Origin of the sequence: Synechococcus sp. HK05 (assembly GCF_019104765.1) — a bacterium.
GTDB lineage: Bacteria > Cyanobacteriota > Cyanobacteriia > PCC-6307 > Cyanobiaceae > Vulcanococcus.
This window is the reverse complement of record NZ_JAHRXJ010000002.1, coordinates 179,708-202,119: the sequence shown is the minus strand read 5'-3', so window position 1 is coordinate 202,119 and position 22,412 is coordinate 179,708. Positions and strand designations below refer to the sequence as shown.

At 66.6% G+C, this 22,412-nt stretch carries 25 protein-coding genes and 2 pseudogenes; 15 read left to right on the top strand and 12 right to left on the bottom strand.

All coding sequences use genetic code 11. From position 1 onward, the window contains the following. Nucleotides 1–14 precede the first annotated feature (14 nt). The 4 genes from KUL97_RS02230 (at nt 15) to KUL97_RS02215 (ending at nt 4,013) form a co-directional block, all read left to right on the top strand. Nucleotides 15–524: a hypothetical protein gene (locus tag KUL97_RS02230; RefSeq protein ID WP_368656061.1), complete on the top strand. Its 510-nt coding sequence runs from the start codon at nt 15–17 to the stop codon at nt 522–524. Then, entirely contained in the window at nt 524–2,329 is a 1,806-nt protein-coding gene (locus tag KUL97_RS02225) for a penicillin-binding protein 2 (RefSeq protein WP_217795342.1), read from the top strand. Before KUL97_RS02230 ends, KUL97_RS02225 begins: the two co-directional genes overlap by 1 nt. 89 nt (nt 2,330–2,418) lie before the next feature. After that, the gene (locus tag KUL97_RS02220) at nt 2,419–3,591 is read left to right on the top strand and encodes a transaldolase (RefSeq protein ID WP_217795341.1); all 1,173 of its coding nucleotides are present in this window, start codon (nt 2,419–2,421) and stop codon (nt 3,589–3,591) included. A gap of 41 nt (nt 3,592–3,632) precedes the next feature. Then, nucleotides 3,633–4,013, top strand: coding sequence for a Crp/Fnr family transcriptional regulator (locus KUL97_RS02215; protein ID WP_217795340.1), 381 nt, complete (start codon nt 3,633–3,635; stop codon nt 4,011–4,013). An 11-nt stretch (nt 4,014–4,024) separates the two neighbouring features. Here the strand turns inward: KUL97_RS02215 and KUL97_RS02210 are convergent, their stop codons facing one another. The 3 genes from KUL97_RS02210 to pyrH are packed head-to-tail and all read right to left on the bottom strand — an operon-like array spanning nt 4,025 to nt 6,450. Next, on the bottom strand, nt 4,025–5,176 hold the full coding sequence (locus KUL97_RS02210; RefSeq protein ID WP_217795339.1) for a geranylgeranyl reductase family protein: 1,152 nt from the start codon (nt 5,174–5,176) through the stop codon (nt 4,025–4,027). After that, nucleotides 5,173–5,712: a ribosome recycling factor gene (frr, locus tag KUL97_RS02205; RefSeq protein ID WP_217795338.1), complete on the bottom strand. Its 540-nt coding sequence runs from the start codon at nt 5,710–5,712 to the stop codon at nt 5,173–5,175. Before frr ends, KUL97_RS02210 begins: the two co-directional genes overlap by 4 nt. Nucleotides 5,713–5,736: 24 nt before the next feature. Next, on the bottom strand, nt 5,737–6,450 hold the full coding sequence (gene pyrH, locus KUL97_RS02200; RefSeq protein ID WP_217795337.1) for a UMP kinase: 714 nt from the start codon (nt 6,448–6,450) through the stop codon (nt 5,737–5,739). 100 nt (nt 6,451–6,550) lie between these two features. Between pyrH and KUL97_RS02195 the strand changes: the two genes are divergently transcribed. Further along, complete coding sequence (locus KUL97_RS02195) at nt 6,551–6,757, top strand: hypothetical protein (RefSeq protein ID WP_217795336.1); 207 nt, start codon at nt 6,551–6,553, stop codon at nt 6,755–6,757. Between the two features lie 6 nt (nt 6,758–6,763). Here KUL97_RS02195 and cobO read toward each other — a convergent pair whose 3' ends face one another. Then, nucleotides 6,764–7,387: a cob(I)yrinic acid a,c-diamide adenosyltransferase gene (gene cobO, locus KUL97_RS02190; protein ID WP_217795499.1), complete on the bottom strand. Its 624-nt coding sequence runs from the start codon at nt 7,385–7,387 to the stop codon at nt 6,764–6,766. 96 nt (nt 7,388–7,483) lie between these two features. Then, on the bottom strand, nt 7,484–8,698 hold the full coding sequence (locus tag KUL97_RS02185; protein WP_217795335.1) for a site-specific integrase: 1,215 nt from the start codon (nt 8,696–8,698) through the stop codon (nt 7,484–7,486). 111 nt (nt 8,699–8,809) lie between these two features. Here KUL97_RS02185 and hemH point away from each other — a divergent pair, with 111 nt between their 5' ends. From hemH to KUL97_RS02160, 5 genes are all read left to right on the top strand, one after another. Continuing rightward, nucleotides 8,810–9,985 carry a ferrochelatase gene (hemH, locus tag KUL97_RS02180; RefSeq protein ID WP_217795334.1) on the top strand — a complete coding sequence of 392 codons (1,176 nt, stop codon included), beginning with the start codon at nt 8,810–8,812 and terminating at the stop codon, nt 9,983–9,985. After that, the gene (locus KUL97_RS02175) at nt 9,954–10,508 is read left to right on the top strand and encodes a M23 family metallopeptidase (RefSeq protein ID WP_368656060.1); all 555 of its coding nucleotides are present in this window, start codon (nt 9,954–9,956) and stop codon (nt 10,506–10,508) included. Before hemH ends, KUL97_RS02175 begins: the two co-directional genes overlap by 32 nt. Before the next feature lie 107 nt (nt 10,509–10,615). Beyond that, a complete protein-coding gene (ilvB, locus tag KUL97_RS02170; protein ID WP_368656070.1) occupies nt 10,616–12,409 on the top strand; it encodes a biosynthetic-type acetolactate synthase large subunit in 1,794 nt (597 codons plus the stop codon). Further along, nucleotides 12,409–12,774, top strand: coding sequence for a nuclease (locus KUL97_RS02165; protein ID WP_217795331.1), 366 nt, complete (start codon nt 12,409–12,411; stop codon nt 12,772–12,774). Before ilvB ends, KUL97_RS02165 begins: the two co-directional genes overlap by 1 nt. Before the next feature lie 5 nt (nt 12,775–12,779). After that, on the top strand, nt 12,780–12,995 hold the full coding sequence (locus KUL97_RS02160; RefSeq protein ID WP_217795330.1) for a GIVxVP protein: 216 nt from the start codon (nt 12,780–12,782) through the stop codon (nt 12,993–12,995). A gap of 13 nt (nt 12,996–13,008) precedes the next feature. Here KUL97_RS02160 and KUL97_RS02155 read toward each other — a convergent pair whose 3' ends face one another. After that, nucleotides 13,009–13,764, bottom strand: coding sequence for a Tic22 family protein (locus KUL97_RS02155; protein WP_217795328.1), 756 nt, complete (start codon nt 13,762–13,764; stop codon nt 13,009–13,011). A 184-nt stretch (nt 13,765–13,948) separates the two neighbouring features. Here KUL97_RS02155 and KUL97_RS02150 point away from each other — a divergent pair, with 184 nt between their 5' ends. Both KUL97_RS02150 and KUL97_RS02145 read left to right on the top strand, forming a co-directional pair. Continuing rightward, nucleotides 13,949–15,031, top strand: a complete 1,083-nt coding sequence (locus tag KUL97_RS02150) for an ABC transporter substrate-binding protein (RefSeq protein WP_368656059.1) — start codon at nt 13,949–13,951, stop codon at nt 15,029–15,031. Further along, a pseudogene (locus tag KUL97_RS02145) lies at nt 15,024–15,173 on the top strand (PEP/pyruvate-binding domain-containing protein); the annotation flags it as partial. The gene KUL97_RS02150 and the pseudogene KUL97_RS02145, both read left to right, overlap by 8 nt. A gap of 398 nt (nt 15,174–15,571) precedes the next feature. On the opposite strand, the gene KUL97_RS02140 reads toward KUL97_RS02145, so the two are convergent. Together KUL97_RS02140 and KUL97_RS02135 are read right to left on the bottom strand one after the other, a co-directional pair. Then, nucleotides 15,572–16,447, bottom strand: coding sequence for a LysR substrate-binding domain-containing protein (locus KUL97_RS02140; RefSeq protein WP_368656058.1), 876 nt, complete (start codon nt 16,445–16,447; stop codon nt 15,572–15,574). Between the two features lie 84 nt (nt 16,448–16,531). Next, the gene (locus KUL97_RS02135; protein ID WP_254896085.1) at nt 16,532–16,822 is read right to left on the bottom strand and encodes a trehalose-phosphatase; all 291 of its coding nucleotides are present in this window, start codon (nt 16,820–16,822) and stop codon (nt 16,532–16,534) included. Between the two features lie 4 nt (nt 16,823–16,826). Between KUL97_RS02135 and KUL97_RS02130 the strand changes: the two are divergent. Both KUL97_RS02130 and KUL97_RS02125 read left to right on the top strand, forming a co-directional pair. Next, nucleotides 16,827–16,988, top strand: a pseudogene (locus KUL97_RS02130) (Photosystem Q(B) protein 1); the annotation flags it as partial. A 138-nt stretch (nt 16,989–17,126) separates the two neighbouring features. Next, nucleotides 17,127–17,306: a hypothetical protein gene (locus KUL97_RS02125; RefSeq protein ID WP_217795322.1), complete on the top strand. Its 180-nt coding sequence runs from the start codon at nt 17,127–17,129 to the stop codon at nt 17,304–17,306. Here the strand turns inward: KUL97_RS02125 and chrA are convergent. The 3 genes from chrA to KUL97_RS02110 all read right to left on the bottom strand — a co-directional run bounded on the left by chrA (nt 17,256) and on the right by KUL97_RS02110 (nt 20,335). Further along, nucleotides 17,256–18,569, bottom strand: coding sequence for a chromate efflux transporter (gene chrA / locus KUL97_RS02120; protein ID WP_217795320.1), 1,314 nt, complete (start codon nt 18,567–18,569; stop codon nt 17,256–17,258). The genes KUL97_RS02125 and chrA overlap by 51 nt on opposite strands. A gap of 35 nt (nt 18,570–18,604) precedes the next feature. Then, the gene (locus tag KUL97_RS02115; RefSeq protein ID WP_217795318.1) at nt 18,605–19,516 is read right to left on the bottom strand and encodes a fatty acid desaturase; all 912 of its coding nucleotides are present in this window, start codon (nt 19,514–19,516) and stop codon (nt 18,605–18,607) included. Between the two features lie 84 nt (nt 19,517–19,600). Next, complete coding sequence (locus tag KUL97_RS02110; protein WP_217795496.1) at nt 19,601–20,335, bottom strand: MBL fold metallo-hydrolase; 735 nt, start codon at nt 20,333–20,335, stop codon at nt 19,601–19,603. 82 nt (nt 20,336–20,417) lie between these two features. Here KUL97_RS02110 and KUL97_RS02105 point away from each other — a divergent pair, with 82 nt between their 5' ends. Then, nucleotides 20,418–22,100, top strand: a complete 1,683-nt coding sequence (locus tag KUL97_RS02105) for an NAD(P)/FAD-dependent oxidoreductase (RefSeq protein ID WP_217795316.1) — start codon at nt 20,418–20,420, stop codon at nt 22,098–22,100. Here the strand turns inward: KUL97_RS02105 and KUL97_RS02100 are convergent. After that, nucleotides 22,039–22,404, bottom strand: a complete 366-nt coding sequence (locus KUL97_RS02100) for an AbrB family transcriptional regulator (RefSeq protein WP_217795314.1) — start codon at nt 22,402–22,404, stop codon at nt 22,039–22,041. The two genes, KUL97_RS02105 and KUL97_RS02100, sit on opposite strands and share 62 nt — an antisense overlap. Nucleotides 22,405–22,412 lie beyond the last annotated feature (8 nt).

Sequence of the window (22,412 nt, the reverse complement as noted above, 5' to 3'; positions counted from 1 at the left end):
GTGAGTCTCAGTGCGTGATCGCCCCCTTGCTGGAGGGCCTGGCCCATGGTTCACTTGCGCAGTTCTGCCGCGCACCTGTGGTCGCCGCCCCGCTTCAACAGACCCAGGAGGGTCAACGGCGATCCACCGCGCGGCCCCTGGAACTGATCCAAGGGTCGCTGTCGTCGCGGAAGGCTGATCGCCAATCCCCCCTGCTCGGCAACCTGCATCGCATCGCCGATGGCAGCCTGATCGGCCTGGGTGTAGCGGTGCTGGGCCTGAGCGGCCTCACGCTGCACTGGCAAGGGCAGTGGACCCAGAACTTCCAGAAGCTGGAGGCCGCGCAGCGACTTGAGCACCGCCTGCAGGAATCGGCCGCCGTGCTGGAGCAGCATCACCTGGGCATGACCCGCAAACCGGCCCTGCTCGAACCCACCTCCAGCCAGAAACTCGTGTACCTCGAACCGCCGGCGGCCAATCCCCAGCCCCGCCTGCGCACGCTGCTGGCCCAGGTGAATCCTCGCGTCATCCTGCCGGGGTACTGATGGCGGTTCACCGCCTCGAGAGCCGGCGGCCGGCCCCCCGCAGCAGCAGGAGCGATGGGCGCCAGCGGCGCGTGTTAACGCTGAACCCCGTGCCCTCGGGCAGGCTCTGGGCGGTGTATCTGCTGATGGCCGCAGGCCTGAGTGGCCTGGCGCTGCGGCTGGCCTGGGTGCAGGTGGTGCAGGGGCCCGAGCTGCTGGATCGCGCCCGGGCGGTTCAAACCCAAACCATCACCCCCCTGGGCCGTCGCCGCACGATCGTGGATCGCCAGGGCAGCCTTGTGGCCCTCGATGAGGAGCGCTTCACCCTCTGGGCACACCCCCGCTATTTCGCCTTCCCCGGCGACGACATCGGCAAGCTGCGCAGTCCCCTGGATGTCGCTCGCAAGCTCTCGAGCGTGCTCGCCCTGCCCATGGCCGATCTGGTGCGCGCCATGGAGGGCCGCAAATCGGGCGTGAAGCTCAGCACCGATCTGGATCCAGAAACCGCCCAACGGGTGCGTGAACTCGGCATCAGCGGCATCGATCTCGAGCCCTACCCCCAGCGGGTGTACCCGCAGGGCAACCTGTTCGCCAACGTGGTGGGCTTCCTTAACCTGGAGCGGGTTCCCCAGGCCGGCCTGGAGCAAAGCCGCAACAGCGACCTGCGGCGCCATGAGGCCACCCGTCAGCTTCGGCGCGGAGCCGATGGCACGCCGTTGCCGGATGGGCTCAAGGCTGGTGTGCTCTATGGCGACGATCTACGCCTGCAGCTCACCCTCGATGCGCGCCTGCAACAGGTGGCGCAGATGGCGCTCACCAAGCAGGTGAAGCAGTGGAAGGCCAAGCGCGGCGTGGCCTTGGTGATGGATGTGCGCAACGGCGAACTGCTGGCGCTGGCCTCCACCCCCACCTACGACCCGAACCAGTTCTGGAAGTACAAGCCAGGGCTGTTCCGGGAGTGGTCCGTGCAGGATCTCTACGAGCCCGGGTCGACGTTCAAGCCGATCAACCTCGCCATCGCCCTGCAGGAAAACGCCATCGATCCAGCGGGCAAGGTGAACGACAACGGTCAGCTCACCATTGGTGGCTGGCCGATCTTCAACCACGACCGCAAGGGCAACGGGGTGATCGATTTCCCCACGGTGCTGCAGGTGTCGAGCAACGTGGCGATGGTGAAGGCGATGCAGCGGGTGAAGCCCGCCAAGTTCTGGAACTGGCTGCATGCCCTTGGGATCGACACCAAGCCCGATACCGACCTGCCTGGCGCCGTGGCCGGCCAGCTCAAGAGCCTGGACACCTTCCGAACCCAACCGATCGAACCGGCTACGGCCGCCTTCGGCCAGGGCTTCAACCTCACGCCGCTGAAGCTGATCCAACTGCACGCCATGCTCTCCAACGGCGGCAAGCTGGTGAGCCCCCACATCACCCGCGGCCTGCGCTCGGGCGACGATCTGGCACCGGCTCCCGCGGCCAATGGCCTCCAGCTGATCCGTCCGGAAATTGCCCAAACGGTGTTGAACTGGATGGAAACGGTGGTGGAGAAGGGGAGCGGCAAGGGCACTTACATCCCCGGGCACCGCATCGGCGGCAAAACCGGCACAGCGCAGAAAGCCGAAAACGGGGTGTACATCGCCGGGGCGCGGATCACCAGCTTTGTGGCCCACCTGCCGATCAACGACCCGCGCTATGTGGTGCTGGTGGTGGTGGATGAGCCCAAGGGAGCCAATGCCTACGGATCCACGGTGGCCGTGCCCGTGGCGCGGCAGATCATCGAATCGCTGCTGGTGATTGAGAAGATCCCACCCACCAAGCCAGTGGCTGGCTGAAGCCTTGGCAAGCGGGTAACCGCTTGATGACAGAGGCGGTTGTTCCCAGGATCGCGTCGCTAGCTTGAGCCCATCTCACGGGGCCCTGCATGGCCAACCTGCTCGATCAACTGGCCGCCATGACCGTGGTGGTCGCCGACACCGGTGACATCAACGCCATCCGTCAGTTCACACCGCGGGACGCCACCACCAATCCCTCGTTGATCCTGGCGGCGGCCCAGATCCCCACCTATCAAAACCTGATCGATCGATCGCTGCAGCAATCGCGCGAGGTGTGCGGCACGGCCGCACCGGCCGAAGAGGTGGTGCGCGAGGCCCTCGATGAAATCTGCGTGACCTTCGGCACCGAGATCCTCAAGATCGTGCCCGGGCGCGTGTCCACCGAGGTGGATGCACGCCTCAGTTTCGACACCGAAGCCACGATCACCAAAGCCCGCAAGCTGATTGGCCTCTACCGCCAGGCCGGCATCAGCCGCGATCGCGTGTTGATCAAGATCGCCTCCACCTGGGAGGGCATCAAAGCGGCCGAGGTGCTGGAGAAAGAAGGCATTCACTGCAACCTCACCCTGCTGTTCAGCTTTGCCCAGGCCGTGGCCGCCGCTGAAGCGGGCGTGACGTTGATCTCTCCCTTCGTGGGGCGCATCCTCGATTGGTATAAGAAGAGCACCGGCCGCGAGAGCTATCCCGGCCCGGAAGATCCCGGCGTGGTGTCGGTCACGCAGATCTTCAACTACTTCAAAACCTACGGCTACAAAACCGAGGTGATGGGTGCCAGCTTCCGCAACATCGATGAAATCATCGAACTGGCGGGCTGCGATCTGCTCACCATCTCGCCGAAGCTGCTCGATCAGCTCCGCCAAACCGAAGGAGAACTGATCCGCAAGCTCAACGCCTTCAATCCAGCGCCCACCGAAGAGCAACTGCATCTCGATCGCCAGGGGTTTGAAGCGATGATGCACAAAGACCCGATGGCCACCGAAAAACTGCAGGAGGGGATCACCGGCTTCACCCGCGCCATCGAAACCCTCGAAGCGCAGCTCGCCCATCGCCTGGGCGAACTCGAGGGCGCCGGCGCCTTCCAGCACGCCGCCCAGGAGATCTTTCTGCTGAATGATCTCGACGGCGACGGCTGCATCACCCGCGAGGAGTGGTTGGGCAGCGATGCGGTGTTCGATGCCCTCGACACCGACCATGACGGTCGCCTGATGCCCTCTGATGTGCGCGGCGGCCTGGGAGCAGCGCTGGCCATCAGCGGTTCTTAACCTTCCTACCCCACACTGGGGGCACTGTTTGAGTGCCTGCGTTGAACGCTCTCGACACCATGCGTGCCCTGGCCAGCCAGGGCGAGGTGCTGGATGTTGCCGCTGGTGCGCCGATCTTCAGTTCCGGTGAAACCGGCGACTGCATGTTCGGCGTGCTCGAAGGCAGTGTGGAACTGAGCTGGAATGACGAGAGCAGCCAGGAAATCATCCAGGCGGGCGATGTCTTCGGGGCTGGCGCCCTGGTGACACCGGAGCACCGGCGTTATGGCAACGCCAAGGCCCTCAGCCCCTGCAAGCTGCTGGTGATGAACCGCGAGAAGTTTCTATTCGCTGTTCAGGAATCTCCGATGTTTGCCATCGAACTGCTCGGCTCCATTGATAAGCGCCTGCGGCAGCTCAAAGACTGCACTCGCTTCAGCTGAGCGATCCGCTCTTAGCCCCGCTGGAACAGCAGGCGCTTGATCACCCGCTGGGCAATATCGCCGTAGCCCATCTCGCCGGAGAGGATTTGGGCGATGCGCTGGGGAGCCGTAGGGCGCTTGATGCCGAGCTGATAGCCCACCTTCGGCACCCGGTAAAACACCTGGGCAATGCGGCGTCCCCACGCCATCGACTCTCCCCATTGCTGGCGCATCACCTGGCTGTACCCCTGCAGCGCCTGCTCAGCCTGGCGGGAATCATCAGCCGCGAGATAACGATCCAGGGCCTCGGCGCTGCGCACACCACTCAGCAGGGCGGGCCGTAATCCCTCGGCCAGGAAGGGATCACAGAGCGACGCGGCATCACCCACGGCCACAACACCCCCGGCGCCATGCAGGGGGTAGTGACCATCCCACACCCGCAGCGGTGATTCCAGCCGCGTGCCGGCATCGGCAGGCAGGCCAAGGCTGGGCAAGAGCTGAGCCAACACAGCATCAGCATCCACGCTGCTGTTGCCGATGAAGCTACCCACGCCGATGCTGTAACCACCCTGGCGCGGGAAGGCCCAGCTGAAGCCATGCTTCACCAGGCCGAATTCAAAGCGGGCCGTGTTCGGATCGAGCACCGGGGTGTCGACCTCCACGGCCACAGCACTGGCAAAACGGGGACGGGGATTGCCGAGGCCGAGCTGGCCTGCAAAGCGAGAGCTGGAGCCATCCGCCACCACAACGGCGCGGCTGCTGTAGCGATCGCCTCCGGCATCCACACTCCAATGGTCGCCGTCGCGCGAGATCGCCACCACGGGTGCACCATCCAGCAGTTCAGCGCCAGCCGCCACAGCCTGTTGCGTGATGAATTGATCGAGGCGGGAGCGCTGCACAATCCAAAACGGTGCATCGCCCGGCAGCACAGCTGTAACGGGATCCTCAAGGCACCAGGTGAAACGCACCTGCTCGATCACCTGATCCACAGCTGGGCTGAGATCAAAGGGAAACCAACGCTGCACCGATGCCGCCATGCCGCCGCCACAGGGTTTGCGGCGAGGCATGGCTTGGGCCTCAAGGATCAACACCCGATGACCGCGGGACGCCAGGTGATAGGCCGAGGCAGCACCGGCGGCGCCGGCACCGACCACGATCGCGTCGACCAGCTGAGCGACGCTCACACCTTGAGGATGTCGGCTTCCTTATCAGCCAGCAGCTTCTCGATCTCAGCAATGAACTTGTCGGTGAGCTTCTGCACCTTGTCTTGTTCGTCGCGGCTCTGATCTTCCGAGAACTCGCCTTCTTTCTCCTGCTTCTTCACCTTGTCGATGGCATCGCGGCGGATGTTGCGAAGCGCCACCTTGCCCTCTTCGGCGTATTTGGCGGCGAGCTTGCAGAGGTCCTTGCGGCGATCCTCGGTGAGGGGCGGAATGTTGATGCGGATCACCTTGCCATCGTTGTTGCAGGTGAGGCCCAGATCGCTCATCGAGATCGCCTTCTCAATCAACGACAGCGAGCTGGCATCAAAGGGCTGCAGCTGAATGGTTGAGGAATCGGGCGTGCTGATCGTGGCCAGCGATTTCAGCGGCGTATCGGCGCCGTAATACTCCACCTGGATCTTGTCGAGCAGGGTCGCATTGGCCCGGCCGGTGCGGATGGTGTTGAAGGTGCGCTGGGTGGAATCCACCGACTTGCGCATGCTGGCTTCGAGATCCATGGGTGCTGACGGGAAAAAGAGGGCTCAGGCCGAAGGAAGGATGCTGGTGCCGATCGGCTCACCACGCACCGCCCGGCCGATGTTGCCGGCGCCGAACAGATCAAACACCACGATGGGGATGGCGTTGTCCTTGCAGAGGGCGATGGCGGTGCTGTCCATCACCTCCAGCTCGCCGCTGAGCACGTCGAGGAACGAGAGGCTCTCGTAGCGCACGGCATCGGCGTGCTTGTTGGGGTCTTTGTCGTAGACGCCATCCACCTTCGTGGCTTTGAACACCACATCGGCGCCGATCTCCGCGGCGCGCAGGGCGGCGGTGGTGTCGGTGGTGAAGAAGGGGTTGCCGGTGCCGGCGGCAAAAATCACCACCCGCCCTTTTTCCATGTGGCGAATGGCCCGGCGGCGGATGTAAGGCTCAGCCACCTCCTGCATCGAGATGGCGCTTTGCACGCGGGTGGGAATGCCGGCGCGCTCAAGGCCGTCCTGCAGGGTGATGGCGTTCATCACCGTGGCGAGCATGCCCACGTAGTCGGCTGTGGCGCGGTCCATGCCGGCGGCTGAGCCCTTCAGGCCGCGGAAGATGTTGCCGCCGCCTACCACGATCGCCAGCTGGCTGCCGTCGGCCACCACCGCGGCCACGTCTTTGGCGATGGCATTCACGATGGCCGGATCAATGCCGTAGCCCTGTTCTCCCATCAGGGCTTCACCACTGAGCTTGAGCAACACGCGCTGGTAAGCCATCCGTTCGCGCTTGCACGTCAGTTGGCCGAACAGTAGCAAGCGTGAGATCCCTTGCCGAGCCAGGCCACTGGCGCTTCGATAGGGCAACGGCTTCCCGCCCATGGCAGGCGCTTCACAGCCCAATCCCCAGCCACCGCGCAACTCCGGTGTGATGGCACGGCTCACCCTTTCGGCCGTGGAGCAGCTCGTGGCCGAACCCGGTGGCTGGCGTGAACCGATGGTGCATCGGGCCTTGCTGGTGAGCGGCCTGTCGGTGCTGTTGAGCAGCCTGGCGCTGCTGCAGGAGCACCCAACCAGCTCGGGCTAGGGGCCCTCAGAACTCAATGCCGGCCTGGGCTTTCACCCCCTGCTCGCGGAAGGGGTGGCGCAGCAGTTTCATCTCCGTTACCAGGTCGGCCCGCTCCAGCAGGCCAGCCGGAGCTCCACGGCCGGTGAGGGCCACGTGGGTGAGCTCAGGCCGCAGGGCCAGCCCTTCCAGCACCTGATCGAGCTCGAGGTAGCCCAACTTGAGGGCCACATTCACCTCATCGAGCACCACCAACTTGCGTTCACCATCGGCCAGATAGGTGAGGGAGCGCTGCCAGGCCTGCTGCACCAGCTCCCGATCGCGCTCACGATCTTGGGTTTCCCAGGTGAAGCCCTCACCGAGGGCGTGCCAATGCAGGGCCTCGCCAAACAGCGCGAGGGCCTTGGCCTCGCCCGGATGCCAGCCCCCCTTGATGAACTGCACCACCGCCACCTGCTCGCCATGGCCGAGGGTGCGCAGCACGAGGCCGAGGGCCGCCGTGGTTTTGCCCTTGCCATCGCCGGTGAACACAAGCACCAGCCCCTTCTCCAGGTTGCGCTCGCCCACCCGCTGCTGCTGCACCTCCTTCCGGCGCTCCATGCGGCGGCGATAGGCATCGGCGCTGGCCTCAGGCGCCAGGGTCCCGCCCATACCAAGCTCCGCGGCCGCTTGATCCAACTGCACAGGATCGAGCTGATCAGATGCCACGGCGAGCCTTCGGGTGGGCTCACTTTGGCAATGCTGCGCTCAGGCTGCCGAGCGGGCCCGAGCCAGGGCCGTATCCACCGCCTGCTGCTGGTCGCGGCGGGTGATCCAGTGGTGATAGGTGCGGGTGTGGATCGCCACGGAGTGGCCCATCATCCGGGCCGCCACAGTGTCGGGCAGCCCGATATGGATCGTGCGAACCGCCCAGGCATGGCGCAGGTCGTAGGGGGTGAGGGGCAGGTCGTAGCGGCGAAACTGCTCGGCCACGCGGCGGCCCACCTGTTGCAGGGTGGTGCGGCGCAGGTCGGTGCACACCGGCGGCAGCAGCTGGCGGGCTTCCCCCAGGCGGGATAGCTCAAAGCGCTCCACCCATTCAGGCTGGAAGGGCCACACCTGGTGTTCACCGGTTTTGCTGGTGGGCAACACCCGGATCACGCGATCGCCGCCTGGGGCGAGGGCGGAGAGGTCGGTGAAAAACACCTCGTGATTGCGCAGGCCGTAGGTGGCCATCAGGCCGTAGGCCAAGCGCCAGCCGGGGTTGGGAATGCGCTCGATCCAATCGAGGATCTGGGAATCGCTGGGCAGCTGCCGGAACTGAGCGGCATGCAGGCCATAGCCACCGGCGCGGTCGGCCCAGTCGGCCGGAAGCGCGATCTGCTCCGCGCGGGCCAGGGCGGCCAGTGCCGTGCCGCACTGCTGGCGGCCGCGGCTAGCGAGCGGATAGCTCTCGAGCACCGCCTCCAGCAGCTGGGTGGTGAGGGGCAGGGCCTGGCTATCGGCCTGCTGACGCAACCGGCGCAGATAGGGGAGATAGGCGCTGGTCCAGGTGGTGCGGCAGCCGGAAGGGTTGCGGCGGCGGCGGGGATCCGTGAAGAACTGTCGCTCGAAGCGCTCCACGGCCGCTGCCGCATCCGCACCCATCGCGGGCCGGGGGCTTGTGCTGGCGGCGGGGCCAACCGATGCGGCAGCGGCGCCGCCCCACTGGCTCCAGGCAAAGCTCTGCTGCTGTAGTTGCTGCATCACCCGCCGCAGGGCCTGGCGGGCCTGATCGAGGCCCTCCGCATCCGCCGCCAGGCCCAGGCTGATGCGCTGCACCCGCAGGGCCGTACCGCCGTGCCGGCAGGGCAGGGGCCCGCGCAGGCCCAGGCGCTCGCCGCGTCGCTCCAAGCGCAGGCTCACACCACTGGCGGCCAATTGCGCGTTGTGCTCGCGGATCGGCCCATCGAGGGGATGGGGCGGGGAGGCGGCAGCCGTCATGGCGCGGACCCTATCGAGTTCGTTCCGTTACGGCCAGTGGTGCCCAAACGGGAACCAGGCGCAAGCCAGCAGCGTTACGCTCGCCCCACATTCACCTGAACACCGCTGGGCATGGCCAAGGTCGGCGTGCTGTTGCTGAACCTCGGCGGTCCTGAACGGATTCAGGACGTGGGGCCGTTTCTCTACAACCTGTTTGCTGATCCGGAGATCATCCGGCTGCCGAACCCGGCGTTGCAGAAACCGCTGGCCTGGCTGATCAGCACCCTGCGGGCCGGCAAATCCCAGGCGGCCTATCGCTCCATCGGTGGCGGCTCGCCGCTGCGGCGCATTACGGAGCAACAGGCCCGCGAACTGCAGAGCAGCCTGCGCCAGCGCGGCATCGAAGCCACCAGCTACGTGGCGATGCGCTACTGGCACCCCTTCACCGAATCCGCCGTGGCCGACATCAAGGCCGATGGTGTGGACGAGGTGGTGGTGCTGCCCCTCTATCCCCACTTCTCGATCAGCACCAGCGGCTCCAGCTTCCGGGAGCTGCAGCGCCTGCGCCAGGCCGATCCCGCCTTTGCGCGGCTGCCGATCCGCTGCATCCGCAGCTACTACAACGACCCCGGCTACGTGGGTGCGATGGCGGAGCTGATCGCCAAGGAGATCCAGGCCTGCCCGGATCCGGCCAGCGCCCATGTGTTCTTCAGCGCCCACGGCGTGCCGAAGAGCTATGTGGAAGAAGCAGGCGATCCCTACCAGCAGGAGATCGAAGCCTGCGCCGGCTTGATCATGGATCGCCTCGAGCAGCAGCTCGGCCACCGCAACCCCTTCACCCTGGCCTACCAGAGCCGCGTGGGTCCGGTGGAGTGGCTTAAGCCCTACACCGACGACGCCCTGCACGAGCTGGGGGAGCAAGGGGTGAAGGATCTGGTGGTGGTGCCGATCAGCTTCGTGAGCGAGCACATCGAAACGCTCGAAGAGATCGACATCGAATACCGGGAGATCGCCACCGAAGCTGGGATCACCAACTTCCGGCGCGTGCCGGCGCTCGACACCACGCCCTCCTTCATTGATGGCCTGGCCAACCTGGTGCAGCACGCCCTGGAAGGTCCTGAGGTGAACCTCGATCAGGCCGCCGCCCTGCCCACCAAGGTGAAGCTCTACCCGCAGGACAAATGGGCCTGGGGCTGGAACAACAGCTCCGAGGTGTGGAACGGCCGCTTGGCAATGCTCGGCTTCTCCGCTTTCCTGCTGGAGCTGCTCAGCGGCCGTGGCCCGCTTCACTCGTTGGGATTGCTGTAGGGCTGCCACCTGCCTGGCGGGGGCCTTGCTTTTAGCCGGGCCGGCCCTGGCGGATGCCCGCTGGCGGCAGGGGGTGTTTCCTGTGGCGGTGTTTTCGGGCTACACCAGCCACTTCGGCCAACGCCTTGGCCCCTCGGGAGGCCTGGAGCCCCACCACGGGCTCGATATCGCAGCTCCCCTGGGCTCACCGATCCGCAACTGGTGGGGCGGCGTGGTGAAGGAGGTGATCGACGACGGCCGTTGCGGCCTGGGGCTGGTGATCCAATCGGGCCCTTACGAGCATCTCTACTGCCACCTGAGCGGCAGCGTGCACCACGGCACCTACCGCAGCGGGCCCGTGGCCCTGCGCAGCGGCAGCCGGGTGGGCAGTGGCGCGCTGATTGGCCATGTGGGCATGAGCGGCCGCAGCACGGGCCCGCATCTGCACTGGGGCGTGCGCTACGGCGGGCGCTGGCTCAATCCGGCGGCGATCCTGCGGGCGATGGCTGCGGCCCGCGCACCCAATCCCCGGGCCAGCCCTTAGGGTTGGGTCAAGATTGAGTGCTGCTCGCTGCCGTCGTGACCGTTACGTCTGTCTCGCCAACGGCCGCCGCTGCCGGTGATTCCCCCGACCAGAGCTTTCCCCAGCGGGTGAACGGCGGCTACGCCCTGATGGATTCCCTGCGCCGCCACGGCGTGGAGCACATCTTTGGTTATCCCGGCGGGGCGATCCTGCCGATCTACGACGAGCTGCACAAGGCCGAAAGCCGCGGCTGGCTGAAGCACATCCTGGTGCGCCACGAGCAGGGCGGCACCCATGCGGCCGATGCCTACGCCCGTGCCACCGGCAAGGTGGGCGTGTGCTTCGGCACCTCCGGTCCCGGTGCCACCAACCTGGTGACCGGCATCGCCACCGCCCATATGGACTCGGTGCCCATGGTGGTGATCACGGGCCAGGTGCCCCGGGCCGCCATCGGCACCGACGCCTTCCAGGAGACCGACATCTTCGGCATCACCCTGCCGATCGTGAAGCACTCCTGGGTGGTGCGTGACCCGCGCGACATCGGCCGCATCGTGGCCGAAGCCTTCCTGATCGCCGCCAGCGGCCGCCCCGGCCCCGTGCTGATCGATGTGCCCAAAGACGTGGGCGTTGAGGAATTCGATTACACGCCGGTGGAGCCCGGCACAGCCGTGCCCGCTGGGTTCCAGCTCACCCCCGCCCCTGAGCCTGCAGCCATCGCAGCCGCGCTGGACCTGATCCGCCAGGCCCGCCGGCCCCTGCTCTACGTAGGTGGCGGCGCCATCAGCTGCGGTGCTCATCAGCAGGTGCAGCAACTGGCGGAGCGCTTCCGCCTGCCCGTGACCACCACCTTGATGGGCAAGGGTGCTTTTGATGAGCAGCACCCCCTGGCGGTGGGCATGCTCGGCATGCACGGAACTGCCTACGCCAACTTCGCCGTCACCGAGTGCGATCTGCTGATCGCCGCCGGTGCCCGCTTCGACGACCGCGTGACAGGCCGCCTCGATGGCTTTGCGCCGCGGGCTCAGGTGATCCACATCGACATCGACGCCGCTGAACTCGGCAAAACCCGCACCCCGGATGTGCCGGTGGTGGCCGATGTGAAAGCGGCCCTCGAGGCGATGCTGGCAGCCACAACTGGAGAAGACTCCGCCGGCCGCACCGAGGCTTGGCTGGAGCGCATCAACAGCTGGAAGCAGCACTACCCGCTGGTGGTGCCGGCACCCGAAGGCGAGATCGCCCCCCAGGAAGTGGTGGCGATGCTGCAGGAGCTGGCCCCCAAGGCCTACATCACCACCGATGTGGGGCAGCACCAGATGTGGGCGGCCCAGTTCCTGCACACGGGCCCGCGCCGCTGGATCAGCTCCGCGGGCCTGGGCACGATGGGCTTCGGCATGCCTGCGGCCATGGGCGTGCAAACCGCCTTCCCGCACGAGCAGGTGATCTGCGTCGCCGGCGACGCCAGCATCCTGATGAACATTCAGGAGCTCGGCACCCTCAGCCAATACAACCTGCCGGTGAAGGTGGTGGTGCTCAACAACGGCTGGCAGGGCATGGTGCGCCAATGGCAGGAGAGCTTCTACGGCGAGCGCTATTCCGCCTCCGAAATGACCGGCGGCATGCCGAATTTCCCTCAGGTGGCCGAAGGCTTTGGCGTGAAGGGCGTGCGGATCAGCGAGCGCGCTGAGCTGCGCGCCCAGCTCTCGGAAGCCTTGGCCCATCCCGGCCCCGCCTTCATTGAGGTGCAGGTGCGCCGCAATGAAAACTGCTACCCGATGGTGCCCCCCGGTGCCAGCAACGCCCAGATGGTGGGTCTGCCCTCCCATCCCGAGCTGGCGATCGACACCAGCCGCGAGTGCCACAGCTGCCACCACACCACCGCAAGCTCGAGCCTTTACTGCCCCAACTGCGGCACCAAGCTCTGATGCCCCGCTGGATGCTGGCGGCCGCGATGGCCGTGGTGCTGTTGATCGGTGCGACCGCTGCCCAGGCGGCGGAAGTGCTTCAGGTGCGCAGCGGCACCCTGTTGCAGGTGGGCGATCACAACCGCACCTACACGGTGGAGCTGGCTTGCGTGGCTGTGCCCGCTGGCAGCGATGATGCAGCAGCGTCCTGGTTGCGTCAGGCCCTGCCCCGGCGGACCAAGGTGAACCTGCGGCCGGTGGGCAACGATGGCGGCACCCTGGTGGCCCGTGTGCAGCGCCTGGGCTCCGTTGATGCCGGCAGCGCTTCTGATCTGGGGTCTGGCCTGGTGGCCGCAGGGCTGGCTAGCGCCAAGGTGGACTGCTGAACGCGATGGGCATCAACCGCACCGCCAAAGGCATCGTGCTGGTGCCGTGCCTGCTGCTCGGTGCTGCCTTTCTGGCGGCCGCGGTGTGGGGGGATGAAGCGGCCGCCGCCAACCAGCGGCTGGCCCTCATCCTGGGGTGCGCACTGATGGGGGGCGGCCTGCTGGCCCAGTGGATCCCAGAAGCAGCGCCGGAGCGGGATCAACCCGCTCCCAAAGACTGAGCCCAGCCCAAGCTCACTGGGCCGGCTTGCCCTTGGCCTGATTTTCTTTCACCAACCGGAAGTATTCGGGGGTGGGGTAGATGGTGAAGCTGTCGGTGGAGGCATTGATGATCTCCCGCAACACGGCGGTGAGATCAGCCACCTGGGGCTTGAGCTTCTGGCGCTCCGCCACCGGCAGCTTGGCCAGGGCGTTTTGCAGATTTTCGTAGCTGAAGAAGAACACACCCCGGGGGCCTTCTGGGGTTGTGATCGTGAGGAAGGGCTTGGTGAAGAACACCGGCACATTCAGCCCTTCTTGGATCTGCTTCTCGGTGAGCCCCTGCTCCTTGAGGATCTTCACGGCCTGGACACGATCGCCGTCGTTGCCGATGATCGGCGCCACAAGGGATTTGCTCTTGTCTTTGAGCTGTTTGTTGAGCTCCACCACCTTCTCGTTCATCACGTTGAGGGGCAGGGCCACCACACCGGCCTTGATGCCGGGGTTGTTCTTGTTGAGGGCAGCCAACTGCTCATTGGCCTTGGCGCTCTCGAGGTAGAGGGGCAGCACCAATTCCTTCTCGCGGGGAATCGGCAGCGGCACACCGTTGGAATCGGTGATCACAAACACCGGCACCACCTGCAGCTTCTTGATCGCTTCCGCCTCAGGGATGGCCTGAGCGGGGGCAGGCAGCAGGGAGATCGCACCAGCCCATGCCAGACCAGCGCTCAACGCGACAGAACCGAGCTTGCGGCCCAGACGGTGGCGCATGGCATTGCGGCGTGAGTGCATGCGATCAACTGTTGAAAGGTTGAGCTTAGGGAGGAAAATCCACCTAGCTTTCGGCGGCTGGACGGTGCCGGCCATGACCACTGCAGAACAGCCCCGATCGGTTGCTGCTGACACGCCGCACTCTGGGCTGAGGCAGACGGGGCGGACAGGCCAGTGGCAGCGCCCGCTGGGCTGGGTCGCTGCGGTGAGTGCCGCGCTGCTGGGCAGTCAGACCCTGGCCGCCAGCACACCGCTGCGCAGCGATGTGCGGCTGCTGCTCCCCAGCGAAGGGCTCCTGGCGGGACTGGGCGATGGGCTGCGGCGGGGCTACAGCGTGGCCATGGAGGAAAGCCGCCGCTGCGGAGTTGAACCCCCGAGCCTGCAGGTGGGCTGGCTGCCTCCGGGCGCCAACCCGCAGCAACCGGTGGGGGGTGCCCCGCGCAGCCAACTGCTGGTGGCGCCGCCCGCTGCACCCCTCCCGGCCTATGGCCAGCTGGCCGATCAACAGCGGCTCACCGTGCTGCTGCCCCTGCAGCGGGGCGTGTCGCTGGAGGGGCTGCCGCAGCTGCGCGGTTCCGATCGGCTCTGGCCGCTAATGCCCGGCCGCAGCCTGGAGGCCGATCGCCTCGCCGAGGCCCTGCTGGGCGACAAGATCAAGCGGGTGATGGTGGTGCGGGATCGCAGTGCCGAAAGCAAAGCCCTCACCGATCGCTTTGTGGCGAGCTTCGCCAATGGAAAAGGGGAGGTGATCGGCCCCACGGCCGCCCCGATCAGCGTGACCGGCGACGACCCAGCCGCCATGGCGCAATTGGAGGGAGATGTGGATTGGTATCGCCCACCGGCCCTGGTGGTGATCACCCAGCCCGGCAGTGCGCTGGCGAAAGCGGTGCGCGCCGCCTCCTGGCCCGAAACCCTGCTGCTGGCCTGGAACGCTCCGGTGGAGCAACCCCTGCCTGTGGAGCAGATCGGCGTGAACCCGCTCGGCCGGGGGCCGGGCTGGAAAGCCTTCGCCCAGCGATTTGAGCAGCACTGGGGCTATGCCCCCGGCGTGGTGGAAAGCGCTGGCTATGACAGCGGCTTGATGAGCGCCTTGGCCTCGGTGCCGGCGAACGGAGCCCGCGGCTGGGATCTGCAATGGTTCAGCGCCAATGCCAAGCCGCAACCGTTGTGCACCGCCCTGAAGCTGCGGGCCCAGGGGGCGAAGGTGCGGCCCCAGGCGGCGAGCAGCCAATTCGATCTGAGCCCAGGAGTGCCGCCCACGGCGCAGCTGCAGCTGAGCCGTGGCTGAGCTGGTTGTTGCCCTTGAGGCGGTGGGCCTCGAGGCGATTGGCGAGGTGGGCGGCAAGAACGCCTCCCTCGGGGAGATGATCCGCCAGCTCTCAGCGCAGGGCGTGAGCGTTCCCGGTGGCTTCGCCACCACGGCCGCGGCCTCTACTTCAACAGCGCCACCCGTCGTGGCTGTATTCCCCACCCGCTCGGGGCCCTGAGTGAACACGGCCTGCTGGGAGCCACGGTGCTGGGCCGCAGCCGCCGTGACGCCTGAACGCTGATGCAGCGAATGCGCAGCGAGGGCAAACGGGCGTGATCAGCGCCTCTATGCCGAAGAACTCACGTCGATCAGCACCGATCGTCTCCCCAGATGAGCCAACGCCACGCCAACATCTGCCGATGGGTCCTGCTGGCCTTGCCGCTGCTGGCCTAGCCTGCCCAGGCCCAGCCCAGCAGCTTCGAGGAGCGACGCCAGCTGATGCGGCAGATGAGCCAACAGCTGCAGGCGCGGCTCGAGCACCGGCTGGCATTAGGGCCCCGGCATGGGCGGCCCTGCGGCTCAGATCACCAGCTCCACGTCGTCGAAGCGTGCAGCCACCTGCTGGGCCTGCTGCTGAAGATGCTCCACAAGCTGCTGAATGGCTGGTTGATCGAGCAGATCGCGGCGCACCACCATGGCTTCACCGGAGATGAGGCCGAGGTCCCAATCGAGGCGCACGGTGCCGGGTTGCAGCGCCTCCGTGAGGCTCTGGCCATAGGTGAGGGTCACGCCATCGGCGCAGCGCCCCTCCCAGCGATCGGGGTCGTAGCGCTTGATGCGCACCTCATCACTCCACAGACCCTGTTGCTTCAAGATCGCTTCGGTGCGGGGAAACCAACCCGGCGGTAGCGCCAGGCTGGGAAATGGCTCCAGATCTCCCTGGCTTAGATCACGCACATGGGCCAGGGGATGATCCGGCGCCGCCAGCAACTGCACCGGTTCCCGCAACAGATCGAGCACCCACCACTCGGGATCATCCGGGCCGGGCAGATCCGGCTGATAGCTCCCCACCCAGGCATCGATCACCCGATCCCGCAGCAACGCCAGCGGGCGCGCCATGCCAGGCAGATCGAACTTGCCCAGCACCCAGCCCTCAGGGGGGGACGCCAACAACCACGGCCCCGAGGAATAGGTGGCGTCGACCCGCAACGGCGCCAATCCGCGCAGCCTGGCCTGTTGATGCACAAAGCGCTCCGCCAGCAGCAACGATGCATCCCCAGCCAGCTCTAGGTGCTCTGAACCGCGACTGAGCTTGAGCGCAAACAACTTCAGAGCCGAACGGATCTGCCGAGACACCGTGCTCTGGTGCACGTTGGTGGCGGCACTAACGGCCAGCTCCTGCTCCATCCACAGGTAGAGATCGAGAACGGCGAGATGTTCAAGCGGAAGAACCACTCAGCAGCAGGTCACCGGAACAGATGATCAATCCACATAACGAGCTCCACCCCTGCAATGGGTCAAAGCGATACACATTGATGATCAAGTGGCGAGCTGGCGATCCAGCCCCTCCAGCCAGCGGGTCACTCCGGCCGGCCCGCTGAGGCGATAACTGGCCGCGGTGTGGGGGGCTCCAGGGCCGACCCTCACACCCAACACCCCGGGCCACAAGCGGAAGACGTCTTCATCTGTGTCGTCGTCGCCGACATACAGCCGCAGCGGCGCAGTGGGATCTGCGGCAGACCACACCCCCCGGCACTTCGCCGCTGCTTCCAGCCACTGCACGGCATCAGCCTTGGTGTGCAGGATCGCTGGCCTCACCTCCAGCACCATCCGCTTCAACTTCAACCACGCGGTGCTTGATCATCAAGGCCGCGTGATTCCCACCAGGGCCGATGTGCTCAACCGCGGCAATCTCGGCATCGAGGCGATGCATGAGCGCAATGCTCATCAGTTTCCCCTCGATCTAGCAACGCAAGCTGTCGCACCAATCAGCTAGATCACAGACGAACCCAACAAAGGCGCCCCTTATCGGGCGCCTGATCACCGGTTGCGCAAGGTCACCTTGGCCGATGGCTCCTCTCTACGGGATGACGCACACACAAAGCATCCAGCTGCTTGCCATCTGGTGGCATCCATGATCACGCTTGAGCTCACAGCCCAGGAGTTCAATCTGTTGCGCAACACCATCCGCGCCCGCCAGATCTACAAGCCCTGCCAGCACACCCTGGCCCGCGGAATCTGGCAGCCCTGGATGGCTCCCCTCCTAGAGAAGCTCTGCCAAGCCGAAGCGCAGCACTCCCAACAGCGCCGCTGAGCCGATCAACGTCACCACACCCCAGCGCTGCCGCAGCAACAGCAGCAAGGCCAGCAGCGTGATCAGCGCCGCCATGGGATCGGGGCGCCCGCCCGGTAGCAACACCGGCACGGCAAAGAACACCGCCAAGCTGGCGATCACCCCCACCAGGGCGGCGGTGATCGCCGTGAGCGGAGCGGTGAAGCGCAGATCGCCGCGGCTCGCCTCCACCAGCGGTGCCCCCGCCAGGATGAAGCCAAACGACGGCAAGAAGGTGAACCACACGGCAACCGCCGCTGCCGCCCAGCCGCCCGCGTCGCTGTTCCAGCCCCCCAGAAAGCCCACGAAGGCCAGCACCATGATCAGCGGCCCCGGCGTGGTTTCCCCCAGGGCCAGGCCATCCAGCATTTGGGCAGCACTCAACCAGCCGTGCTGCTCCACCGCCCCCTGAGCCACATAGGGCAGCACGGCGTAGGCACCGCCAAAGCTCACCAACGCCACCTGGGTGAAAAAGCGCGCCATCAGGGCCAGCGGGCCATCCCACCCCCCCAGGCGCACCAAGGCCGCAAGGGGCAGCGCCAGCGCCAGCCCCCAGGCCAGCAGGGTGATCAGCAGGGCTCGCCCACGGAAGCGAGCGTGGGCCGGGGTGGGCGTGTGGTCGCCATGGATCGGCTCAAGAGCAGGCTCCGCCTCGGCCGCCGGTGCTGGTGGCGGCAGCGCCCGCTCGGCCGGCAGGATCCAGCGCGGCCGCCAACAACCCGCCAGCCAACCCACCAGCGCCGCCCCGAGCACCAGGGCGGGATAAGGCAACGACGAACCGGTGAGCAGCACCAGGGCCAGGGCCGCCAACAAGCCATGCAGCGCTGTGCACAGGGTGCGCCGTGCCAGGCGCCAGGCGGCCACCACCACGATGGCCAGCACCGCCGGCTTGAGCGCCGCAAACACCGCCATCAGCAGCGGCAGTGTTCCCCACTCCACATACAGCCAGCCCAGTGCACTGAGGAGCAGGGCGGAGGGCAACAAAAACAGCGCACCCGCGATCAGGCCGCCAGGCCAGCCATGCATCAACCAGCCCAGGTAGGTGGCCAGCTGCGTGGCCTCGGGGCCGGGCAACAGCATGCAGACATTGAGCGCATGCAGGTAGCGCTGCTCGCTCAGCCAGCGCCGCTGGTCCACCAGCTCCCGATGCAGCAGGGCGATCTGGCCGGCCGGCCCACCAAAACTCACCCAGCCGAGACGCCACCAGAAGCGGCTGGCCTCCAGCAGGCTCACGCTGCGCGTCACACCGGGGTGCCATCAACGGGCTCAGTCTGGCGGGTTCAGCCCAGCTGCTTGAAGGCCTCGGCGTAGCCCAGGCAACACGGCAACGGCGGGTAGCCATGGGCGCGCAGCACCTGCTGCAGCCGCGCCGTGGCCAGCGGCAAGAGGCGCGTAGGGATCGCCGGGAAGGCGTGGTGGGTGCTGTGGTGAGGCAAACCACCCAGCCAGCCGTTTAGCCAGATGGGAACGGCAACGGTGCGGGAGCCATACAGCTGGCTGAGCAATGGATGGGGTTGGGGTTGCCAGAGCTGCCAGTGCTCGATCGCACCGCGCAGCTGCAGCAGGGCACCCGCCACCCGCTCCACCACGAGCCACCCCACCCCGTAGGCGAGCAGCTGCCCGTGCTGAATCACCACCACCAGGATCAGGGCCTGCACCAGCACGATGCCCAGCCCATCGAGCAGCAGAGCCCGGCGCAGCCCCGGCTGCTGCGCCTGCAGCCGCAGCGCTTCCTGCAGCGTGTGCAGGATCAATCCGGCCCCACCGGCCAGCACCAGCCAGCGCCGACGGCCGGGCTCCTGATGGCGGATCCGCTCGGGATCACGCGGATCGCGATTGTTCCAGCGGTGATGCAGGCGATGCAGCAGCCGATAGGTGCAGAACGGCCAGGCCATCGGCCAGCTGATCAGCGCCGCCACCACCTGCTCGAGCCGGCGGTGGCCCAGCAAGGTGCCGTGGCAGGCCTCATGGCTGGCGATCAACAGCAGGGTTTCCGCCAGGGCCACCAGCAGTGCCGCCGCCAGGCGCAAGGGCCAGGCATGGAGCTGCCAGTAGGCGAGGCCACCCCCTGCCAGCAAAGCCAGCAGCAGCAGCACTCGCCCCCAGGCCGGTTGCAACGCCGCGACCTGCAGATCAGCAACGGCGGCATGCAAATCGCGAATCAGCGGGCGCAACGCAACCGGATCAGGCATCAACGGCAGACGCGATGCGGCCACCGTATGGAGCACAGGCCAGCCAACGGGCCCGCTGCAGCAACGCTGCGGCAAAGGCGACGATCAGGCAGAGGCCAGCGCATAGCGCTCGCCCACCTGCGGATCGATCAACTGGCTGCCCGCCGGCATCGCCGCCGCCGCCTCAGCCGGGCTGCCCTTCATCCACAGCAGCCGGGTGAGCAAACCGCTGAAGGTCACATCGCCACCGGCGGTGCTGGCCAGCACCGTGCGCGGCTGAAACCGCTCCAGCAGCTCAGGCAGCACCGCCTGGCCGCGCACAAACGCTCCCGCCAGCGGCAGGCCCAGATCCACCACCGGCGTGATCACCGCATCGAGAGCCCGGGCCGGTAGATCGGCCGGGAGGTAGCCATGGGGTTCGAGATAGAGCGATCCCTCGGGATGCTCCAGCAGATAGCCGTTCTCCACCTGGGGCACCGGCGCGCCGGCCGTGGCCGTGATCTGCAACTGGCCGTGGCGACAGTGCTCACCGGGCCGCAGAGCGGTCACCGTTTCAAAGCCGAGGCCGCGCACCTTCGCCGCGGCCGACGCCGAACCCACCACCGGCAGGGAGCGGGGCAGCAGCTGCAGGGTGTCTGGATGGGCGTGGTCGTCGAGCCCTTGGGTGAGCAGCAGCAGATCCAGATCCGCCGGCACCGGCTGACTCCGCGGCAGTTGCCCTTCAAAAAACCAGGATCCCGGCGGAAACCGCAGCGCGCCGGTGAGCCAGGGGTCGACCAGCACCCGCAGGCCACCCAGCTCCAGTAGCCAGCCATTGGCCCCGAAATAGGTGGCGTACATCGGCAGCGGCAGCAAGGATCGCGACCCTAAACAGCGCCGCAGCGCGGGTGCTGGAATGCAGGAAAGGGGATCAACGCTGCCGATGCTGCGGCTCAACGAACTGAAGCTGCCGCTCGACCACGAGCCCGATGCGATCCGCGCCGCCCTCTGCCGCCGGCTGAAACTCAGCCCCGAGCAGCTGCGCTCGGGGCCGGAGGTGGTGAAACGCAGCGTGGATGCCCGGCGCAAAAGCCAGATCCAGCTGGCCTACAGCCTGGAGTTTGAGCTGGAGCCTGCCCTGGAGCAGCGGCTGCTCAAGCGCTTTGCGCGCGACCCCCACCTGCAGCCCGCCCCCGACACCACCTATCAGCTGGTGGCCGAGGCGCCGGCAGACGCCGATCTGCCGCGGCCAGTGGTGGTGGGGGCGGGCCCCTGCGGCTACTTCTGCGCACTGCTCCTGGCCCAGATGGGCTTCAAGCCGCTGCTGCTGGAGCGGGGCAAGCCGGTGAAAGAACGCAGCGCCGACACCTTCGGGTTCTGGCGGCGCCAACGCCCGTTCAATCCTGAATCCAATGCTCAATTCGGTGAAGGGGGAGCGGGCACCTTCTCCGACGGCAAGCTCTACAGCCAGGTGCGCGACCCCCGCCACCTGGGCCGCAAGGTGCTCGAAGAGCTGGTGGCCGCCGGCGCCAACCCCGAAATCCTGGTGCTGCACCGCCCCCACATCGGGACCTTCAAGTTGGCCACGGTGGTGCGGGGCCTCAGGGCCCAGATCCGAGCGTTAGGCGGTGAAATCCGCTTCGAGAGCCGCGTGGATCGGCTCGAGCTCAACCCAAGCGATCACTCGGTTCGCGGCGTCAGCCTCGCCGATGGCCGCTTCATTCCCGCCCAGCAGGTGGTGATGGCGGTGGGGCATAGCGCCCGCGACAGCTTTGCCATGCTCCACACCCAAGGCGTGGCGATGGAACGCAAACCGTTTTCGGTGGGGTTCCGGATCGAGCACCCTCAGCCCTTGATCGATGCAGCCCGTTGGGGCAGCTGCGCTGGCCATCCCCAACTGGGAGCCGCCGAATACAAACTCGTGCACCACGCCAGCAACGGCCGCTGCGTGTACAGCTTCTGCATGTGCCCCGGCGGGCTGGTGGTGGGCGCCACCTCCGAACCGGGCCGCGTGGTGACCAACGGCATGAGCCAGCACTCCCGCAATGAGCGCAATGCCAACAGCGGCATCGTGGTGAACATCGAGCCCGCCGATGTGGAGCCCTACGGCAACGGGCCCGACGACCCTCTGGCGGGGGTGGCCTTCCAACGGCATTGGGAATCGCAGGCCTATGCCCTGGGGGGCAAAACCTTTGCCGCACCGGGCCAGCGCCTCGGTGATTTTCTGGCGGGCCGCAGCAGCCAGACAACCGGCAGCGTGCAGCCCTCCTACGCACCGGGGGTGACGCTCACCGATCTGAGCAGCGCACTACCGGAGTACGCGATTGAAGCCCTTCGAGAGGCCTTACCAGCCTTCAACAGCAAGATCGAGGGCTACGCCATGGACGACGCCATGCTCACCGGCGTGGAGACGCGAACCTCCTCCCCGATTCGGGTGCCGCGGGATGAGCAGCTCGAAAGCATCAACACCCCAGGGCTCTATCCAGCGGGAGAGGGGGCCGGCTTCGCCGGCGGAATCCTCTCGGCCGCCATCGATGGCATCCGCGTGGCGGAAGCCGTTGGCCTCACTCTTCTTCGTCGGGAGCACCCAGGGGTGCCAGGCGAATCTGCTTGCGGCCCAGCTTGATTTCAAACTCATCGCCGGGCTTGAGATCCAGCAGCGCGGTGTAGGCCTTGCCCACCATCAGGTTGCCGTTGAACTGCACCTTGGTGGTGAAGCTCAGCTTGCGGCCGCCTTTGCCCACCTTGGCGGTGCCGCCACCAAATTCAACGCCTTTGGCGTTGAGCAGCGCTTCGTAGAAGGCGGTGAAGTTCAGACGCTCGGAGCCATCCTTCTTCGTGGACACATACCCGCAAGCCCGCACGATGTCGGACTTGCTGACATCGCCAAGCTCTTTGACCTTGGCGAGGAGATCTGCTCCTGTGAGCATCAGTTCGT

What these genes read in the sequence shown, in the direction of transcription:
- KUL97_RS02135 (WP_254896085.1), bottom strand. Translation starts at nt 16,822, where the DNA reads ATGGTGCTGGAGGTGAGGCCAGCGATCCTGCACACCAAGGCTGATGCC.
- KUL97_RS02125 (WP_217795322.1), top strand. Translation starts at nt 17,127, where the DNA reads ATGATCACGCTTGAGCTCACAGCCCAGGAGTTCAATCTGTTGCGCAAC.
- KUL97_RS02110 (WP_217795496.1), bottom strand. Translation starts at nt 20,335, where the DNA reads ATGTACGCCACCTATTTCGGGGCCAATGGCTGGCTACTGGAGCTGGGT.
- KUL97_RS02155 (WP_217795328.1), bottom strand. Translation starts at nt 13,764, where the DNA reads ATGCACTCACGCCGCAATGCCATGCGCCACCGTCTGGGCCGCAAGCTC.
- KUL97_RS02115 (WP_217795318.1), bottom strand. Translation starts at nt 19,516, where the DNA reads ATGCCTGATCCGGTTGCGTTGCGCCCGCTGATTCGCGATTTGCATGCC.
- KUL97_RS02225 (WP_217795342.1), top strand. Translation starts at nt 524, where the DNA reads ATGGCGGTTCACCGCCTCGAGAGCCGGCGGCCGGCCCCCCGCAGCAGC.
- KUL97_RS02195 (WP_217795336.1), top strand. Translation starts at nt 6,551, where the DNA reads ATGGCAGGCGCTTCACAGCCCAATCCCCAGCCACCGCGCAACTCCGGT.
- KUL97_RS02165 (WP_217795331.1), top strand. Translation starts at nt 12,409, where the DNA reads ATGCCCCGCTGGATGCTGGCGGCCGCGATGGCCGTGGTGCTGTTGATC.
- KUL97_RS02220 (WP_217795341.1), top strand. Translation starts at nt 2,419, where the DNA reads ATGGCCAACCTGCTCGATCAACTGGCCGCCATGACCGTGGTGGTCGCC.
- cobO (WP_217795499.1), bottom strand. Translation starts at nt 7,387, where the DNA reads ATGGGCGGGACCCTGGCGCCTGAGGCCAGCGCCGATGCCTATCGCCGC.
- hemH (WP_217795334.1), top strand. Translation starts at nt 8,810, where the DNA reads ATGGCCAAGGTCGGCGTGCTGTTGCTGAACCTCGGCGGTCCTGAACGG.
- KUL97_RS02185 (WP_217795335.1), bottom strand. Translation starts at nt 8,698, where the DNA reads ATGACGGCTGCCGCCTCCCCGCCCCATCCCCTCGATGGGCCGATCCGC.
- KUL97_RS02100 (WP_217795314.1), bottom strand. Translation starts at nt 22,404, where the DNA reads ATGCTCACAGGAGCAGATCTCCTCGCCAAGGTCAAAGAGCTTGGCGAT.
- frr (WP_217795338.1), bottom strand. Translation starts at nt 5,712, where the DNA reads ATGGATCTCGAAGCCAGCATGCGCAAGTCGGTGGATTCCACCCAGCGC.
- pyrH (WP_217795337.1), bottom strand. Translation starts at nt 6,450, where the DNA reads ATGGCTTACCAGCGCGTGTTGCTCAAGCTCAGTGGTGAAGCCCTGATG.
- KUL97_RS02105 (WP_217795316.1), top strand. Translation starts at nt 20,418, where the DNA reads ATGCTGCGGCTCAACGAACTGAAGCTGCCGCTCGACCACGAGCCCGAT.
- KUL97_RS02160 (WP_217795330.1), top strand. Translation starts at nt 12,780, where the DNA reads ATGGGCATCAACCGCACCGCCAAAGGCATCGTGCTGGTGCCGTGCCTG.